At 42.8% G+C, this 18,240-nt stretch carries 18 protein-coding genes and 1 pseudogene; 12 read left to right on the forward strand and 7 right to left on the reverse strand.

The features are described 5' to 3' along the window. Positions 1-56: 56 nt before the first annotated feature. Positions 57-146: pseudogene (locus tag DP116_RS15725) on the reverse strand (IS1/IS1595 family N-terminal zinc-binding domain-containing protein); the annotation flags it as partial. 50 nt (positions 147-196) lie between these two features. Then, entirely contained in the window at positions 197-442 is a 246-nt protein-coding gene (locus DP116_RS15730) for a hypothetical protein (RefSeq protein ID WP_246275647.1), read from the reverse strand. Between the two features lie 637 nt (positions 443-1,079). Here DP116_RS15730 and DP116_RS15735 point away from each other — a divergent pair. The 5 genes from DP116_RS15735 (at position 1,080) to DP116_RS15755 (ending at position 4,155) form a co-directional block, all read left to right on the forward strand. Beyond that, positions 1,080-2,033 carry an alpha/beta hydrolase gene (locus DP116_RS15735; RefSeq protein WP_169156082.1) on the forward strand — a complete coding sequence of 318 codons (954 nt, stop codon included), beginning with the start codon at positions 1,080-1,082 and terminating at the stop codon, positions 2,031-2,033. 87 nt (positions 2,034-2,120) lie between these two features. Beyond that, positions 2,121-2,417 carry a TatA/E family twin arginine-targeting protein translocase gene (locus tag DP116_RS15740; RefSeq protein ID WP_169156083.1) on the forward strand — a complete coding sequence of 99 codons (297 nt, stop codon included), beginning with the start codon at positions 2,121-2,123 and terminating at the stop codon, positions 2,415-2,417. A 12-nt stretch (positions 2,418-2,429) separates the two neighbouring features. Continuing rightward, positions 2,430-3,083 carry an aminoacyl-tRNA hydrolase gene (gene pth, locus DP116_RS15745; RefSeq protein ID WP_169156084.1) on the forward strand — a complete coding sequence of 218 codons (654 nt, stop codon included), beginning with the start codon at positions 2,430-2,432 and terminating at the stop codon, positions 3,081-3,083. Positions 3,084-3,162: 79 nt separating this feature from the next. Continuing rightward, positions 3,163-3,648 carry a MarR family winged helix-turn-helix transcriptional regulator gene (locus tag DP116_RS15750; protein WP_169156085.1) on the forward strand — a complete coding sequence of 162 codons (486 nt, stop codon included), beginning with the start codon at positions 3,163-3,165 and terminating at the stop codon, positions 3,646-3,648. Positions 3,649-3,747: 99 nt separating this feature from the next. Further along, a complete protein-coding gene (locus tag DP116_RS15755) occupies positions 3,748-4,155 on the forward strand; it encodes a nuclear transport factor 2 family protein (protein WP_211173296.1) in 408 nt (135 codons plus the stop codon). Positions 4,156-5,016: 861 nt separating this feature from the next. Here DP116_RS15755 and rpsU read toward each other — a convergent pair. The 3 genes from rpsU to DP116_RS15770 all read right to left on the reverse strand — a co-directional run bounded on the left by rpsU (position 5,017) and on the right by DP116_RS15770 (position 7,492). Further along, on the reverse strand, positions 5,017-5,196 hold the full coding sequence (rpsU, locus tag DP116_RS15760; RefSeq protein ID WP_169156086.1) for a 30S ribosomal protein S21: 180 nt from the start codon (positions 5,194-5,196) through the stop codon (positions 5,017-5,019). A 121-nt stretch (positions 5,197-5,317) separates the two neighbouring features. Continuing rightward, entirely contained in the window at positions 5,318-6,178 is an 861-nt protein-coding gene (rsmI, locus tag DP116_RS15765; protein WP_169156087.1) for a 16S rRNA (cytidine(1402)-2'-O)-methyltransferase, read from the reverse strand. Between the two features lie 153 nt (positions 6,179-6,331). After that, positions 6,332-7,492 (reverse strand): hypothetical protein, encoded by a 1,161-nt coding sequence (locus tag DP116_RS15770; RefSeq protein WP_169156088.1) that lies wholly within the window; start codon positions 7,490-7,492, stop codon positions 6,332-6,334. Positions 7,493-7,865: 373 nt separating this feature from the next. Here DP116_RS15770 and DP116_RS15775 point away from each other — a divergent pair, with 373 nt between their 5' ends. From DP116_RS15775 to DP116_RS15795, 5 genes are all read left to right on the forward strand, one after another. Continuing rightward, a complete protein-coding gene (locus DP116_RS15775; protein WP_169156089.1) occupies positions 7,866-9,227 on the forward strand; it encodes a TrpB-like pyridoxal phosphate-dependent enzyme in 1,362 nt (453 codons plus the stop codon). Positions 9,228-9,232: 5 nt separating this feature from the next. Beyond that, entirely contained in the window at positions 9,233-10,090 is an 858-nt protein-coding gene (locus DP116_RS15780) for a sugar kinase (protein WP_169156090.1), read from the forward strand. Between the two features lie 124 nt (positions 10,091-10,214). Next, complete coding sequence (locus DP116_RS15785; RefSeq protein WP_169156091.1) at positions 10,215-11,051, forward strand: 3'(2'),5'-bisphosphate nucleotidase CysQ family protein; 837 nt, start codon at positions 10,215-10,217, stop codon at positions 11,049-11,051. 499 nt (positions 11,052-11,550) lie between these two features. Then, positions 11,551-11,736 (forward strand): hypothetical protein, encoded by a 186-nt coding sequence (locus tag DP116_RS15790; RefSeq protein ID WP_169156092.1) that lies wholly within the window; start codon positions 11,551-11,553, stop codon positions 11,734-11,736. 249 nt (positions 11,737-11,985) lie between these two features. Continuing rightward, on the forward strand, positions 11,986-12,837 hold the full coding sequence (locus tag DP116_RS15795) for an ABC transporter ATP-binding protein (protein ID WP_169156096.1): 852 nt from the start codon (positions 11,986-11,988) through the stop codon (positions 12,835-12,837). 2 nt (positions 12,838-12,839) lie between these two features. Here DP116_RS15795 and DP116_RS15800 read toward each other — a convergent pair whose 3' ends face one another. Then, positions 12,840-13,520: a tetratricopeptide repeat protein gene (locus DP116_RS15800; RefSeq protein WP_339381464.1), complete on the reverse strand. Its 681-nt coding sequence runs from the start codon at positions 13,518-13,520 to the stop codon at positions 12,840-12,842. 255 nt (positions 13,521-13,775) lie between these two features. Here DP116_RS15800 and DP116_RS15805 point away from each other — a divergent pair, with 255 nt between their 5' ends. After that, positions 13,776-14,111, forward strand: coding sequence for a YbjQ family protein (locus tag DP116_RS15805; protein WP_048867320.1), 336 nt, complete (start codon positions 13,776-13,778; stop codon positions 14,109-14,111). Between the two features lie 393 nt (positions 14,112-14,504). Beyond that, entirely contained in the window at positions 14,505-15,140 is a 636-nt protein-coding gene (locus DP116_RS15810; protein ID WP_169156093.1) for a hypothetical protein, read from the forward strand. A gap of 411 nt (positions 15,141-15,551) precedes the next feature. On the opposite strand, the gene DP116_RS29980 is transcribed toward DP116_RS15810, so the two are convergent. Beyond that, on the reverse strand, positions 15,552-17,876 hold the full coding sequence (locus DP116_RS29980; protein ID WP_169156094.1) for an NACHT domain-containing protein: 2,325 nt from the start codon (positions 17,874-17,876) through the stop codon (positions 15,552-15,554). Positions 17,877-18,240 lie beyond the last annotated feature (364 nt).

Here is an 18,240-nt window from a genome sequence, read left to right on the forward strand (position 1 = left end):
CACTCTTTTTTTGTTTCTTCAGGGTAACCCTGCTGTTCATAAGAATCTATAAACTAACGACCACAATGAACACATATGTGATTTTGTTTACCATACTTTTTCCCATTCTTGCGAATATGAGTGGATGCACACCTTGGACATTTCATAGCAATACGCCTCTGGCGTCTGCGCTTTGCGCAATCGCATGATTCATACTTCAATTATGCAACGCCGACAAATTTATTGGATTGGCGATCGCACCATACTTAATTTCTTCTAATTCTGTACTCAAATCAGACGAAAGTTCAGCATAGCGTTCGTTGAAATACTCGACAGCTGACCCCACAGGATGACCTTCTAGCAGTCGCTTTAGTGTACTTTGAAAAACTGCTAACTGTTTACCAGTTTTTTCCCAGACGAAAGAACAACCCCAAGCGCGTTCTACGTGACCGATGACTGCCAAAGCACCTCCATTGGGGCGACTGAGGAGTCGTCTGTTTCTTCAATTGCCATAAGTAAATTTTCTTGACCTCGGTTTAATTTCTCTTTTGTAAATTTTATAACCCTTATATAGCAAGGCTTTCATAAAGTGAAGAAAAATGTGCTTCTTTGATTTGTTGCTAGCAGAGACTTTCGCCGCTAGTGAGAGGCTCATATCTTGCACTTAACCGTATAACTCAGCAAAAATTATACTACAAGAGATTACTTCTGTGAGTTCTTACGACTTTATTCTCGAAGCTTTATTTAGCGCAGCCTCATGCATATTTAGTATGTTTTTTACAAAGAATGTTCCCAGTTCTTTTTTGGATTAAAACCAAGAGTATTTCCTAGTAAGTTCATGTTAAGTCATGGTGTTCTTTCTTCCTGAATATAGATGTGGGTGGTGTTTTGAGAACTTCAGAAATTTGAACTTTAGTTGCTCTGATCTAAACTTACCGCCTCACACTCCGCCACCAAAGTCGGATCTTCAAGTCGGATCAAGTCGGATTTTGATAAGTAAGTCGGCACAATAAAATAAAACTGTATTGATAAAAGCTGGAGTTTAGACTAGCACTGAAAACTTATGCAGTCAGTGACCAAAAGATTCTAGAATTGTTAAAATGCAAAGCAATCTCAGACTTGATTGGAAAATTCGTCTACTTGATTGGTTACTTCGCTTGAATAAACCTCTTGATCAATTGAGTCTTGATGAGTTACGTAAGCTTTCTGAAACACCCATTCCTTTTGTTGTAGAGCGGCTGATGGGTGGAAAGCGCATTCGGGTACTAAGCGTGATAAATCAAATAGTTGAGGGGCGACATGGTGAAATTCCGATTCGACTGTACTATCCATCAAGCAAACAAAATCTGCCTCTGATTCTGTTCTTTCATGGTGGCGGCTGGGTTTTTGGCAATTTTCAAACCTATGACTTGATGTGCCGTCGGATTGCACACAGTACAAGTGCGATTGTGATTGCAGTAGGCTATCGACTTGCTCCTTGGTTCAAATATCCTACTGCAGTGGAAGATTGTTATGATATCCTGACTTGGGCGGTCAAAAACGCAACGAATTTGGGAGCGAACAACCAACAAGTCATCGTAATGGGTGATAGTGCTGGAGGAAATTTAGCGACATCTGTGTGCCTGATGGCACGAGATCAAGGACAACGATTGATCGCTCGGCAAATTTTAGTTTACCCTGTTACAGATGGAACGCTGAGTCAGCCTTCAATAGAAGTCTATGCAAATGCACCCGTCCTGACAAAGGACTTGATGCAGTGCTTTGTGAAATATTACGCCCGCACTGAAGCTGATCGATTTGAACCGTATTTCTCACCAATGCTGGCAGAGAACTTAAGTTATCTTCCTCCTGCGTTGATTATCACGGCTGAATATGATCCCCTACACGACGAGGGGCAGAAGTACGCCCAACGATTGCACTCAGCTGGCAATCAAGTTCGCTTAATCGATTATTCTGGTATGGTGCATGGCTTTTTAAGTTTTCCTCCCTTTTGCCCTGAAGCTTTGCCTGCATTCGCAGAGATTGCAGCTTATGTTGGAGCATTAAGTAACTAAAATTATGATCGCAGCAATGACGGTAACTATTGATTAAACTACATATGTGGGTTTCCAATGCGGTTTTTGAGTTGACTGGAGAAAAACATGAATGTATTTGGTATCGGTTTGCCGGAGATGGCTGTAATCTTTGTGGTAGCACTGTTAATCTTTGGTCCGAAAAAGCTACCAGAAGTTGGTCGCAGTCTGGGAAAAGCAATTCGCGGTTTTCAACAAGCTTCTAGCGAGTTTCAAAACGAGTTTCAAAAAGAAGCAGTTGAGTTGCAAGAAGCTGTAAAAACGACTGCTGAACTAGACACCAAGCAAACTGCTGAACCAGAAACCAAGCAAATAGAAGCAGCAAAGTTGGAGCAAGACACCGTTAGCTCTGCCCAAAAAAGCTAAACTGAAGTCAAAATGACAGAAGCTGTTGCCAAAAAAACTTTGGTTATTCCCCAATTAGTCGTCGGGTTGGGGAACCCAGAACCCAAGTATGATCAAACACGCCACAATATCGGTTTTGCTGCTATAGACGCGCTATCTCGTTCTTGGAAGATTCCCTTGGCAGAAAATCGTAAGTTTCAAGGCGAATATGGCGAAGGAATTGCACCAAATGGAGATAAAATCCGTTTGTTGAAGCCATTGACTTATATGAATCTTTCAGGACAAGCAATGCAAGCCGTGACAAGCTGGTATAAGCTGCAACCTGAGTTGGTTTTAGTTATTTATGATGATATGGATTTGCCTTTGGGAAAAACTCGCTTGCGCTTGTCTGGTTCTGCTGGAGGACATAATGGTATGAAAAGCGCGATCGCACACCTTGGGACACAAAACTTTCCTCGTTTGCGTATCGGCATTGGTAAACCAAAAAATGCAGCGAGTCATGACGAACATGGTACTGTTTCTCATGTCTTAGGACGATTTTCTGCTGCTGAAAATCAGATGGTTTCTGTTGTACTACAGTTTGTGGGCGAATGCGTAGAACTCAGCCTGAATTCGGGAGTAGAAAAGGCGATGAATGTTTGTAACAGCCGCTCTTTTGATAGTTCGCAATCGAATGTGTATTTTTGACCAACAAAGGGGTGTAGGGGAATGAACGCGCGGGTGTACGGTCTTGCGGGTATAGGGGTGTAGGGGGAGAGGCAATCGGATGTCATCAGAGAAGGTGCGCAGTACACACATTAAGTCTGCTTTCCCAGGGCTGCATCGTTCCCTCCTTGATATCGTCGGCGCTATGAATCGGCCCGAACTTGATCAAGCGATGCTTGAGATGGCAGGGCTGAGCCTCGAGCCAGCCCTATTCACGCCCCTTGTGCTGATTGCCAAGTTGGGTCCGATCGGCGTGGTGAACCTTGCGGGGCGCGTGGGGCGTGACTACACGACCCTTAGCCGGCAGGTCGCACGGTTGGAAGAACTCGGTCTGGTAAGCCGTCAGATCAGCTCTGCGGATCGACGAGTGCGGGAAGCGGTGATCACGCGGAAGGGCAAGATCGCGACAGATGCCATAGATGAAGCGCGCGAACGGATCGCTTTGACGCTATTCCGGGGTTGGTCCCGCGATGACTTCGACCAACTCGTCCGGTTGATGCGAATGCTTGCCGACAGGCTGAACGAAACCCCCGGCGGCAACGCGTAATCGAGGTGCATGCAAGGTCTGAAATGATGAATCCTGGAACTCGCCAGAGGCATCTCTTAAATATGTGTATAATACACTTACCCTACTCAAAGAAGAATCATGAATACACAAGCATTGGTAGCTCAGGCTTACTCTGCGTTTAATCGGCGAGACATTGATGGCACGCTCGCGCTCATGAGTGAGAACGTCAGTTGGCCAAAGGCTTCGGAAGGCGGTCGAGTAGTCGGGAAACAAGACATCCGTGCTTACTGGACGCGTCAGTGGGCTGAGTTCGATGGTTACGTGGAAGTACTTCAGGTCATCGACCGTGAGGCGGGCAAAGTCGATGTCAAGGTTCGTCTACTTGTTAAAAATCTGAAAGGCGATGTCCTGTCAGATACGGAGTTGTGGCACCTCTATACCATCGCGAACGGACTGATCGAACGCATGGACATCAAGGAGGAAGGCGAAAGCAACTCAGATCTAGGTCCGTCCGCGGCTTTTTCGGGGCACAATCGCGCGAAGTGACGAGCTTCGCGGAGCAAATGCCACGTTCGCGAACGTTTGTTGAACGTCGGTAACAAGCAAAGCACAGGGACGATCCCTTCTTGTAGAGCGCCGGATCTATCCGACGTTTTACAGCTTTGCAGCCTCGGCGGCCTCGGTTTGCTTCGCGTTAAGCTAGCTGCGCCTCCGGCAATCGCCCCCACCAAATTGGACTTTTTTCACATGATTACCGAAAAAGAACTCAGAACTCAGAACTCAGAATATTAAACGCGCTTTTTAAGTATGATTAACAGTTCTGGTCAGCCGTATTGGTTTAAAGCCCCCGGATAAATCCTTTGGAGACCAACAAAGTTTTTCTCTTTCTTAAATCCCCCGGATTCCATTCGTGGGGATATTCTGATTACTGCATTCTGTGTTCTGTGTTCTTCTTCATACATATTTTGTCAGTCCTTAGAGGTATTGACAAAATGAAAATAACCTTAACTTATCACAGGTGCTTACACCCAGCCTACGGCTCGCTAGCCCCGGAGGGGGCGCTGCGCAAACGCTAACACACCGTTCGGCTGAGCGATCACCTTGGCGAAGCCCTTACACCCCTAATTATTGACATTCCCACTACTGAAATAGGTGAGCTTAGCTCACCTATTTCAAAAAGAAGTAGAATTGTTGGGCTGAGTGCGACTGTTCTTCACTTCAAATATTACACATCATACATGAGTTTCTGACTCACCTGGCGTATTCTATAGTTTTGAAAACCGACTAGATCGTACCCTGGTAGGGGTACGATTCATCTTGTCTAATTTTTGTATCAAGGCTACCGAATCTATTTAAGCTTTTCTAACAAGCGTGAACGTAGTCAAGCAACGTCAGCTCCAATTCGGTTTATCTCATACTTCGCTTGCGTCTTGCAGCTACAGCCTTGCGTTTACGTTTTTCTAATGGTGTTTCAAAGTGTCTGTGAAACTTGACATCAGCTAAGATTCCAGCTTTGGAAACTTGCCGTTTAAATCGACGCAAAGCCGAATCAATTCCTTCATTGTCTCCTAAAACTACCTGGGTCATTCTTCTTCCTCATGAGCAATACTCTCATTGTAGTGCGACTGCAACCGGCAGCGAAACTCCCCTTGACAAAAGTAGGAGAAAGGAAAAAGTAGAGGGAATCACGGAAGAAGAAAATTGATGACTAATGACTATCTTGATCGGGCATTTTGATAGAAAGAGCTAATTGATATAATTGACGACGGGGAAAGGAAATTTCTTTTGCTAACTGACGGCTGGCTTGCGATCGCGATATTCCCTGACTCATGATCTTTTGTAACTCTGCTTTGAGTTCTTCTTCTGAAAGTTGCGGTTGAGTGGGTGGTGTTCCCGCCACAACTAAAGTGTATTCACCTTGAGGTTCGCGTTGGCTGTAATGAACAATTGCTGACTCAATTGTTCCCCGCAAAAATTCCTCATACAACTTAGTTAACTCCCGCGCGATGACAATTTGGCGAGTGTTTCCAAAGACTTCTGCTAAATCTTCCAAAGTTTCGCGTAGGCGGTGAGGAGACTCGTATAAAATGAGTGTGCGAGGTTCTATTTTCAGGGATTCTAAGTGCGATCGCCTTTGTTGACTTTTAACTGGTAAAAATCCTTCAAAAACAAATTTATCCGTTGGTAATCCAGCTGCACTTAATGCAGTCATTGCTGCATTTGCACCAGGGATTGGCACAACTGTTATCCCAGCCTCAACAGAAACTTTAATGAGTTCATACCCAGGATCAGAAATTCCTGGTATACCTGCATCAGTTACGAGAGCGATCGCCTTCCCGTTACTCAGTTGCTCTAATAACTCTGGGATACGGCTGCTACGGTTGTGTTCATGGTAACTCATCTGCGGGGTTGTCACTTGAAAATGTTGTAGCAATCTACCTGTGTGGCGTGTATCTTCCGCCGCAATGATATCCACTGTCTGCAAAACTTTCACTGCCCGGAATGTCATATCTTCCAGGTTACCAATAGGCGTGGCGACAATGTAAAGTGTTCCTGATTTTATATCCATGAATAAATATTATCTTGTGTGTTGACTGGAGCTTATAACAGTTTTCAATTGGGTGTAATATATAGATTATTTCTAGGGGATTACATTTTTCCGCAAAATATTGTGGATAAGGGTACCCCGTCAAAGGTGATGGGGTAGTGCGGATAATTTGTACTAAACTGAGGGAGCCTTTTGCTGTCTACACTTTTGCAGCATTTGAGAGAGTAGATTTTCACGTTCTAGTTTCGTGCCGTCAGTCCAAGTAACATCGCCAAAGGTGTTATCAATAATTTTCTTGTCGCTTCGGTAAACGTGTACGTGTATTCCTATTTCTTGTGACAGTTCGCTCGTCCACAGTATCGCTGGTGTTGATGCCCAAATTTTAAACTGACAATCTGCGTAGTCTCTTAAGTCAAGCTTGCGATCGCTCCTTACAAACATCAAGTTCCCGTTAAGCTTGTCCGCTAATTCTTTGATAGGAGAGCTAACAATAGCCTCGCTTGACCAGTTGGAATCTGAGCCACAGTTGCCACAAAAATGTTTTTTGTGCGGGTTCTTAGCAAAATCTCCAAGGTCTAGATGCGGATGGTTGCATCTGTTACAGTAAAGCGTACCCAGTGGCAGATTATTGATTAAGGCTTCCAAATACGCGAGCGCTGACGGCGAAGCGATAACCACGCGCTTAATTGAAACGTTGGCGAATAACGGCGTGTGATCGGTCGATCTGATTACAATTGCTGGGAAGTTAGCATCTATTGTCTTTTTACCACGCGGTTCAGGTCTGACGTGTACGTGAACTTCTACATTTGCCAAGTCCGGATAAACAGTTGTGTTAATCGCGGTTGGCAGTGCTGCCCAAATCCCTATACCACCAGCATAATCATCAGGATTCAGTATCAACGGGTTTTTAACATAATTCATGGGCTGAGTGGCGTTTGAGCATCTGATAGCCCCTTCCTCACTCTCGGACGCTTGCTGAATATCGGCTTTTGTTCCCCAGTGTACTTGATGGGTGCGACACCACCAACGAAGCTTACCATTTCTGAACTTGCCGCATTCTACGATGTCACAAGGAAGAATCACCCCATGCCCATTATTCTCCGGTGGAAACTGTCCTGTTACGCGATCGCTAAACGGTACGGCATTTCCTAGCGTTCTGTTTTCTGCCCACACAACAGCAAATTCCTCGGTCATGCTGTTTAGCGGTGCTGCGGGTTCCTCAACTCCCAGAGTTTTTTTTACTACAGTTTTACCTCGTTTCTTCTCTGGGTCATACACTTCCTCAGTCAGGTACAAGTAAGTTGCATTGTTTTTGACTACTCTTTTAATTGGCATTCCTTAAACTCCTAGATTAGTTTCCGTATACGGAAACCGCGAACATTGTACACTCATTTCTCGTCGTCATGCGAACATTTCTTGGATAAGCTCTACTCAGGCTGTAGAGGCACGGCATAGAACATACATGTCAAGTTAAGATTTAAACCCTTGTCATGAGGTCATTTCTTGTTTCTTGCTTTCGGTCATAAATGTATAATTTAAGGCATTTTTCGGGTGAGTATCGGAACGAGAGAGCTTGACTTTTGATTAAGTTGACACCAATGGGCATAAAACAACCCCTACCGTATGCGTGTATTCTATCCAGCTGAAAATCGCTATAGACTAAAAGCGTACGATAGAAAGAAAAATTGATTGCAGTCACTTTTCACCAATGGACACCATCAAATACACGCTTAGCGAAAACCAAATGCCACAGTCCTGGTATAATATCCAGGCTGATTTACCCACGCCGATGGCACCAGTGCTACATCCCGCTACACATCAGCCAATTACAGCAAAAGACCTAGAACCCCTTTTTCCAGCAGCCTTGATTTCCCAAGAGGTTACCACTGAACGCTGGATTGAAATTCCTGAGGAAGTACAATCAATTTACCGTCAGTGGCGACCAACTCCACTTTACCGCGCCCGACGCCTGGAGCAAGCCCTTGATACCCCTGCCAAAATTTACTATAAGTACGAGGGTGTAAGTCCAGCTGGTAGCCACAAACCTAATACAGCGATTCCACAGGCTTATTACAACAAGCAAGCAGGGGTAAAGCGCTTGACAACAGAAACTGGTGCAGGACAATGGGGTTCTTCGCTTGCAGTTGCTGGTGCTTTTTTTGGTTTAGAAGTCGTGGTTTACATGGTAAAAGTGAGCTATCGGCAAAAGCCATATCGTCGCGCTTTTATGGAATCTTTTGGTGCGCGTGTCATAGCTAGCCCCAGTGATGAAACACAAGCAGGGCGAAAGATTCTCCAAGAAAATCCTGATAGCACAGGCAGTTTGGGCATCGCTATTAGTGAAGCAGTAGAAGTCGCAGTTCAAGATGAGCAGACAAAATATGCATTAGGTAGCGTGTTAAATCATGTGCTACATCATCAAACTGTCATCGGTCAAGAAGCAGTGACACAACTAGAACAAGCAGGTGACTATCCTGATATTATCGTGGGCTGTACAGGTGGCGGTAGTAATTTTGCTGGTATTGCCTTTCCTTTCATGGGTGCAAAGCTGCGCGGTGAGCAAAGTGATATCAAATTTGTCGCAGTTGAACCGGCTGCTTGTCCAACCTTAACTAAGGGCAAATATACATATGACTTTGGCGACACTGCACATCTCACCCCTCTTGTCAAGATGCACACTTTGGGTAGCACCTTTGTTCCCCAAGGCATTCATGCAGGCGGGTTGCGGTATCATGGCATGGCACCTTTGCTCAGTCATGTTGTAAACTTGGGTCTAATTGAAACAAGAGCTTACACACAACTTGATTGTTTTGCATCTGGTTTGACTTTTGCCCGTACTGAAGGGATTTTACCTGCTCCTGAAGCCAATCATGCAGTCAAGGGTGCGATTGATGAAGCACTACGCTGTAAGGAGGAAGGAGTCAGTAAGACCATCCTATTCAATCTCTGCGGTCATGGTCACTTTGATATGCAAGCGTATATAGATTATAAGGCAGGATTGTTACGCGATACTGAGTACAGTGCTGAAGAAATAGCGATGGCGCTGTCAGGCTTGCCTGTGATTCGTTGAACTTTATGGAAAAATATGGGTTATTTGTCGGTTTAGTCACCTTAGATTTGATTTACCTTGCCCAATCTCCTCCTCTGAATAACCAGAAAATAGTCGCTGCTGACTACACTGTTGCTGCAGGTGGTCCAGCAACAAACGCGGCTGTGACTTTCAGTCATTTGGGTAATCAAGCGACAGTCTTGGGTGTAGTGGGTTCTCATCCGATGACGCAATTGATCAAAGGAGATTTAGCAAATTATAAAGTCGAAATCACCGACCTTAACCCCACGACGCAAAACGCACCGCCAGTTTCTTCTATTATTGTCACCCAAGCAACTGGTGAACGAGCAGTCATTTCCATCAACGCTGTCAAAACTCAAGCAACCCGCGAATCTATTGAGCCAGAAGTTTTGCAAAATGTTGATATTGTGCTGATTGATGGACATCAAATGACTGTTGGGAATGAAATTGCCCAAATAGCTAAAGCGAGGAATATCCCAGTTGTCATTGATGGTGGTAGTTGGAAAAACGGGTTTGACAAAATCTTACCTTTTGTAGACTATGCTATTTGTTCCGCTAATTTTCATCCCCCCAACTGCCAGACTGAAGATGAGGTTTTTGCCTATCTCAGTGGATTTGGCATTTCCCACATCGCCATCACTCATGGACAAAAACCCATTCGATACCTCCAAGATGGAAAAGCTGGCTTTATAGATGTGGCGACTGTTCAAGCTGTTGATACACTGGGGGCTGGAGATATTTTCCACGGTGCTTTTTGTCATCACATCCTACGGGAAAGTTTTACCACTGCATTGCAGCAAGCAGCTCATGTTGCTGCTCTTTCTTGTCAATTTTTTGGCACGCGTCGTTGGATGCATTCCTAGTAGTCGATTGCTGATTGTGAAGTACTACTGTAATCATGGCGATCAGCCTCCGGCTTATCGCATGTGCATATCGCCCATGACTAGCAATTAAACACCCAAGGGAGATAAGGAGACAAGGTGAGAAATGAAAGACTTAGAAAACATTTTAGAACTAGCTCGTTCCGTAAGTTGGGCAGCAGCAGATATACTGAGGTCTTATTACCACCAGACCGACGACAAGCTAGAAGTAGAATACAAGCAGAATGAGCCTGTGACTATTGCAGATGTCAATGTCAATAATTACATCCTGGAGAATCTGCAAGGAGTTTTGGGTGATAAAGATTTTGCTTACATTAGCGAAGAAACTTATAAAGGGGAACACGCTAAGCAAGAATGGGTATGGATAATTGACCCTTTAGATGGTACACGAGATTTTATCGAAAAAACTGGGGAGTATGCAATTCATATTGCCTTAGTGCAGGGAACACGCCCAGTGCTTGCTGTGGTAGCAGTACCCGAAGCAGAAAAGTTGTACTATGCCACAAAGGGAAGCGGTGCCTTTGTGGAAACCCGTGATGGGAAAAGTTTACCATTACGAGTGTCATCACGGGAAAGACTGGAAGATTTAACTTTAGTCGTTAGTCGCAGCCACCGTAATGAAAGATTAAATTACTTGCTGCAACACCTACCATGTCAAAATCAGAAAGCAGTTGGCAGTGTAGGCGGCAAAATTGCTGCAATTGTGGAACAACAAGCAGATATCTATATTTCTCTTTCTGGTAAGTCTGCTCCAAAGGATTGGGATATAGCCGCCCCAGAACTCATTTTAACAGAAGCTGGTGGTCAGTTTACTCATTTTGATGGCACGCCGTTGCAATATAACACTGGTGATGTGAATCAGTGGGGTGGTTTACTTGCAAGCAATGGGCAGTATCACGAGGTGTTGTGTCAGGAAGCTGAAAGGATTTTAGCAAAATTTTAGACTTATTTAGAACCGCAGATGCACGCAGATAAACATAGATAAATTATCTGCCTCCAATGCTCATGCATCTGCGGTTTCATATTCAAAAAAGAAGTTCAATATAGCAGTTCTCGTTTGCATGAAGTACATTTTTCAACCTCACCACGCCAGATGCTACAACGGAGGGAACCTCCGCAACGCACTGGCTCCCCAACCCCTCTCCGAACTCCGGAGAGGGGAGCGTTTGCGATACTCAAATGCGGGGTGAGGTGACGACTATATTGCACCGAAGTGAGAACCGCTATATACTCCCTTCAGGTTCGCTCAACAGGAAAACCAGTTGCCTACGTCAGGCTCACCAATCGCGCCCGAGAGCGGAAGACGTTGGTGCATAGCGCTGGCTTATTGATAACTATTAAAATATTGCTCTGATCTATATAAACTAAATCTTGAATTGCTATATAATGAAAGTTTCCACTATTTATCGTCATTCGGGTGATCTACATTAGGAGTGGAACGTATGAAAAGAGAACATCGACCAACAGTTGTCAATGATCGACTTAGAGACATCATAGCCCAAGTAGAGTCTACATCGGACACTAATTATCTCAAGTTACTTGAACCTTCTCAGCCTATACAAATATTGCCAAAGACTAGTGGTTCTTGTGGTGAAGATGAGAGTGATAATGTAAAGAATTGTAACTAATTTTGGCTAAAGCAACATAAAGTGTGGTAAGTAAATTCTCGATTTCGTTGAGACAGAGAGTGTAGTAGGTTAGTTTTACATCGCTTTGTCAAATGTTTGTAATTTGTTATCCCCTTGCCCTCATAGTATGAAAGGCGGGGGTAATTATTTTGTGTAGCAAAAATATTTAGTGTAGATCGAAAACTAGAGCGTTCCCATCTGCCACAATGGTCACAATAGGCGATGAAATTCTCTGTTGGCAAGCTACCCATGACTGTTGCTGTTCATTTAGAAAACGTCCACAAAAGTTACAATAGTATTCCTGTGGTGAATGACCTCTCATTCACTATCAATGCGGGAGAAATGTTTGGTTTACTTGGTCCGAATGGTGCAGGAAAATCTACTACAATTCGGATGTTAACCACACTGACAAAACCAACCCAGGGACAAATAGAGGTCTTTGGATATGATGTCGTCAGCCAACCCATACTAGCAAAACAGTGTCTCGGTGTTGTGTTGCAAGCAATTAGTGTAGATGGAGATTTAACAGTATGGGAAAATATGGAGCTGCACGGAAGGCTACATCACATAGGTAATCCTGGGCGACAGCGCCTCATTGAGCAATGGCTGGAGTATGTTGAACTCGGAACCAGACGTAATAGCCTAGTAAAAACTCTGTCTGGAGGTATGAAGCGGCGGCTACAGATAGCTAGAGCTTTGTTGCATCAACCGCAAATTCTGTTTCTAGATGAACCAACAGTGGGACTAGATCCTCAAACAAGGCGACGTCTTTGGGAAATTATTCGGGATTTGAATAAGCAAGGAATGACGATGCTGCTCACGACTCATTATATGGATGAGGTCGAGTATTTGTGTGACCGCATTGGCATTATGGACAATGGAAAATTAATTTCTCTTGGCACTCTACAAGAGTTACGCTCTACTCATGGTGAGGGTTTAGTCATGAAGCAAGTAGGAGAACGTTGGGAATATGTTTTTTTCCCAACTTTGGAAGATGCAAACTTGTACCTTAATCAACAACAAGACAAAACTGGCATGATGGTTCGTCCTTCTAACTTGGAAGATATTTTTGTTGAATTAACCGGACGCAAGTTGGACTAATCTTATCCTCTCAAAGTTCGCAGCACAGCTTCTATCCTGACTACGCTGTCCTGCTTCCCTTGCTTTTGGTACAAATCCCGAGCTTGTTGAAATGCTGCGATCGCATCTTTTGATTTGCCCTGCTTCATTAAAATGTTACCCCGCAACTCATAAACTTGGGGATTTTTGGGATCAAGGCTAACAGCTTGTTCATATGCCCATTTCACATTCTCCTTCTCTCCCAAACGCAACAGGACTGTAGCCAACCCTATATAGGCGTTGACGTTACTCCGGTTACTTTGAATTGCACGCCGGTAGGCTTCCTTTGCTGCCTTATTGTCTCCTAAATTGCCACTGACATAACCCAAAGCATATTGATAATCGCTATTGTTCGGATTTAAGGCAACAGCACGACGGTAAGCTTGTAGTGATGAGGGAAAATTACCTTGTAGGGCGTAGAGGTAGCCAATACCAGAATAAATCGTGGCGTTTTTTGGCTCTAGAGCGGATGCTCTTTGATAAAGAGCGATCGCCCCATTATAATCACCACTATCTACCAGTTTGCGCCCTTCTTGTAAAAGTCCTTTTATTTCTTCACTACTTTGTTGTGGTAATGCATCCTGAGCTTGAGCAACCAAAGGTATTGTTGCGAGAAAGCTCCCTATTAAAAGAACACTTACTATCAATGATGTTCGTTTGTACACAGTCAATTACCTAAAACTTCCTGCAACTTTTTTTCCACAATCTCCGTGGCTGATTGTCTATTAAAACAGATTTATTTGATTTTGCAAGATCTCTTACTTTATATTTACAAAATATTTACGATAATTTTCTTTTTTTTTTGAGATTACAATAAATTAACAGTTTTTTTCATAAAATCTGCTTTCCAAGTATCTGCTTTGACGTTTAAAAATCCAAGCAGGAATATGAGCCGATAGTTACCTTTTTGAGGAAAATCTATGATAGTAACCACGACTGATGTCATTCAAGGAGCCGTCATTCAGTCATATTTGGGCATCGTCACGGCGGAAGTTGTCTACGGTAGTAATTTCTTACGAGATTTTTTTGCTAGCATCCGGGATGTTATTGGCGGACGCACAGGTAGCTACGAACGCCTTTTTGAGGAAGGACAACGTAAGGCTTTAGAAGAATTAGAGCGACGGGCATTACGTCTAGGGGCAGATGCAGTTGTTGGTATTGAAGTGGATACTGGCACAATCAATGTTGACCAATCAGGTGTTCTCATGCTTATTACTGCTACAGGTACTGCGGTGAAACTGCGTCAGCAGTTATAAGTTATCAGTCATCAGTTGTTGATTATCATCTGTTCACTCATAACTGATGGCTATTAACTGCTCACTGATAACTCTTTTGAACTTGATGAAAGACACAAATTTATCACTCTCATTAAATGACTAGAGATAGAATGAAAACATAATGAAATTAAGCTGATTGCTCTTGTGAAATTTTCTTAATTTTTTCATCTAGTTTTTCATTTTGTCAACGTGTGTTCGCTTAATAAAACTTAAATAAATATTCTTGACAATGATAATAATTGTATGACCAAAGATAGAGTTATGAATTATTTCTGCTGATAGATATCAAAAACTCTCATAGGCAATTTAATTATAATCATTAGCATAAATAGCTAGAAAAAAGTTTACTGGAGTACTAAGGGATAAATTGCTATGTCATACACAAATCGAGTCGGTGATGAGGTTATTACTGAGCCTGCAGTTGTGGGTCGAGTTGCTGATTATCATGATCGCGTTCGTTGGGGACCTATACTTTCTGGTTTATTAATTGCTTTAGCAACTCAATTAGTTTTAAGTTCTATTTTTGCTGCAATAGGAGCTGGTAGCATTGAAGCTTCAGGTAGACCGAGAACAATCGCTTCAGATGTCACAGGTAATGTTGGTATTTGGTCTACTATTGGTTTATTGATTTCGCTATTTACTGGTGGTTGGGTAATGGCTCGTGCTTGTGGTCCGATGAACCGCAACACAGCTCTTCTCAACGGTGCAATACTTTGGGCAACAACATTAGCAGTTGGCTCTTGGTTACTAGCAAGCGGAGTATCCGGTGCTTTTGGTGTTGCTGCTTCTAATGCTGGTGCTGTGGTTAACCAGGTGCAACAGCAAGGTGGTGTGAATATACCGCAAAACACACCTAACGTCAGTGCTCAACAGGCAAGAGAAATTGCAGCAAATGTACGTTCCGGTTTATGGTGGTTTGTCTTTGGTTCCTTGTTAGGTTTACTCGCTTCAATGATTGGGGCTGCTACTGGAACTCGCAGTCCACGTACTAATAATTACGTCTCATAACTTCTTTTTAAAAACCTGTTTAGACAAATTAGTGTCTCAGTTTTCTTTACACAGTACCTTTATTAAGGTGCTTTTTTTTGTTAAATAAGTAGAAGAGCATAAATCAATACGGTTCAGTTGAGGATTGTTGCTAACAATTCCACACATGTAGAGACGTTGCATGCAACGTCTCTACATTGCCATCCTGATAACGGTTTTGGTCTTATCACCAACTGTATTGCAGCATAAATAATTCACACTATGTCCGCAATTAAGAATATTTGTAGGTTGGGTAGAACGAAGTGAAACCCAACAAAGCGTCCCAAATGTTGGGTTTCGTTCCTCAACCCAACCTACACATTTTTGTTTTTTGGGCAAAACCCGAGCAGTATTGCGAACCGTATTGCCTACACCCCTGTGCATCTTAAAAGTTTAAACATCTAGTTTATTCAATCCCATTCCGCACTGCGTACAGAACTTGCAATTAGTAGAATTATGATGACCGCAACTGGTACATGAAATATAATCTGGAATCAAAACAGAACTTGCAACTGTAGTTTCTTGAATAGGTGCTAGATTGCTTGGAACAGAGTAATTGGCAAAGTGCTGGCGTAACAAGTCATGCATAAACCGATAGCCGCCCCCTACTCGTTGTAGGAATAAACGATTGGTGCAGTAGTCAAGAAACTTAGCATAATTCCAAGGAGCGTAACCATTACCCCAGAAAATTACGCGTAAAACAAAATGTTTGATAGCTGGTGTTCCACTTTTAGGTATTGCAATAAGCAGTCCAATAATTAATCCAGACACTAGACTAGAACTTAAGTCTAGCTTACCTCCGTATATTTTTATTCCTAATAAAAGTATTAATGTAGCCAATAAACAAGTGACCGTTGATATAATAACAGTGTTAATAACTGATTGGCGAATTCCTTTATTAGGAATAGTTTTGTTTTCAATTGTTCGCCCATCAATTCCAAAAATCAGCCCTGAAATCAGCCCTAAAATCAGCCCTAAAATCAGCCCTGAAATCAGCCTATAAATCAGCCCTGCCAGCCCATAAATCAGCCCAAAAATCAGCCCTGAAATCAGCCCTGAAATCAGCCCTGAAATCAGCCCTGAAATCAGCCCAAAAATCAGCCCATAAATCAGCCCATAAATCAGCCCATAAATCAGCCCCATTGAAGACTTTTTTAGAGAAAACTTTATAATCTCAACTGTTTGAATTTCATCTCCTATCAGCCCAAAAAGCAGCCCATAAATCAGCCCAAAAATCAGCCCTGAAATCAGCCCAAAAATCAGCCCAAAAATCCGCCCATTCAGCCCTGGAATCAGCACATTCAGCCCTCCTGTCAGCCATCCTATCAGCCATCCTATCAGCCCAAAAAGCAGCCCATAAATCAGCCCTGAAATCATGAATTTTATAGTTGTTAACCTAAAACTTCTGAGATGATTAATTAATTTAATCTTTTCTATTCGATCTCCAATCAGCCCAAAAATCAGCCCTGAAATCAGCCCTCCTATAAGTCCCCATACAATCAAATTATAAACAAATTTTTGAATTTTCTTTTTCAACCAACTCGGTTGAATTCCTTCAATAAAAAACTCAGTTGCACTTTCATCCTTCAACCTTTGCGCCAACCAGTTTAACCAGCGTTTAGTCTTTTCTGGATCAGGTTGTTTACCTGTATACTTACGTTTCAGCATTCTACTGATGTAAGTTTCAAATAGATAGCTTAGGCGTTCCTGAGAAGACTTTAACCGTTGCCACGTTTCTATTGATAGTTCTTGAGCCGAAAGTACAATAATATTTAACAGAAGTGGTGTTTTAGCTAATTTGCTTAACTCTTGATCCTGATTAATACTGTCACACAACTGTAAATTATCTGTGTTTTGTAAATATTGGTTGACTTGCTCTTGAGTAAAAGGGCATAGTTCCAAAGAATTATTTAGTTGAAGTAAAGCTTTATAACGTTGATACTCTTGTATCCGACTGCAAATAACTAAAGGATTGCTCCATCCCGCGTTTATAAAATTATTAATTTTGACAACGCACTTTTCTTGACGTTCTGCCGCTAGTTCATCCAATCCATCTAGAAGGGGTAGAATTTCTTGATTTTCTACTAACTGTTTACCAATATCCTTCCGTACCCCATATTTATGTTTAAGCTGGTCTACTAACCAATCTTTAATACTGTTGCTATCATTTTTCCAGGAAGATAAAGCAAATAACACTGGAATTGGATGTGCTGAGTCATTTTTAGCACGCTTGACTAGTTCCTCAGCTAACTTAAGAAGCATGGTAGTTTTTCCAACACCAGGGTTCCCCAGAATCAATAATCTACCTGCGATATCAGGTTGATCATAGATTGCGATTATTTCGGTATTTGTTAAATGAATTTTTGGTGTGGAACCAACCTTTATCTCACTTGCCCAAGGTAATTCAATCTCAGAGGGATTTTGGTCTGTATCTTGGACAATATAAATCCGATTATGGAGAGAGGTACTTATCCGGCTTTCAACTTCAGTGCTGACTTGTCTTAACAGTATTTTCCGTATATGATTTCTGGTTTTGGGATTCAGTAATTCATTACTAGCTCTTTGTCCAAAGGAAAAATTCACAGTATTGCGGATATCGCCGCCTATACGTCCAGCATTAACGTTCTGGGCATCGATAAGCCCACCACCAAATTGGGTATTGCGTAAGTCATTATTAGAGACTTTTCCAGGGTCTTTGGGGTTTTCTGACTCCGGCATGGCTTGTTTGGGCGTTGTTGGTTGTTTGTATTATATATGTCTCCACCTCTATCTGCTTTGATTCCAGATGAAGGAGAATATTAGTGAAGTGACTTTAATTTTGCGAGCTACTTTTGTCTGATTAACTGAATTAAGTAGGTGGAAAAAGTTGTGTGTGTCCGCAGCGAGTGTAACGTAGTGAAGCAATCGCAAGATATGAGATTGCTTCACTACGCTGTCGCTCCGTATGCGCCAAGGGCGCACGCTACGCTAACGCAATGACAATTCATCACCTGGATTTGATATAACTTACACATTTGGGATGCTCCCTGCAAAAAAACAGTAGTGGGAGCATCTTGCTCCCTAGTTTGTGACCTCAGCGGGC

Source organism: Brasilonema bromeliae SPC951, from assembly GCF_012912135.1.
Taxonomy (GTDB): Bacteria; Cyanobacteriota; Cyanobacteriia; order Cyanobacteriales; family Nostocaceae; genus Brasilonema; species Brasilonema bromeliae.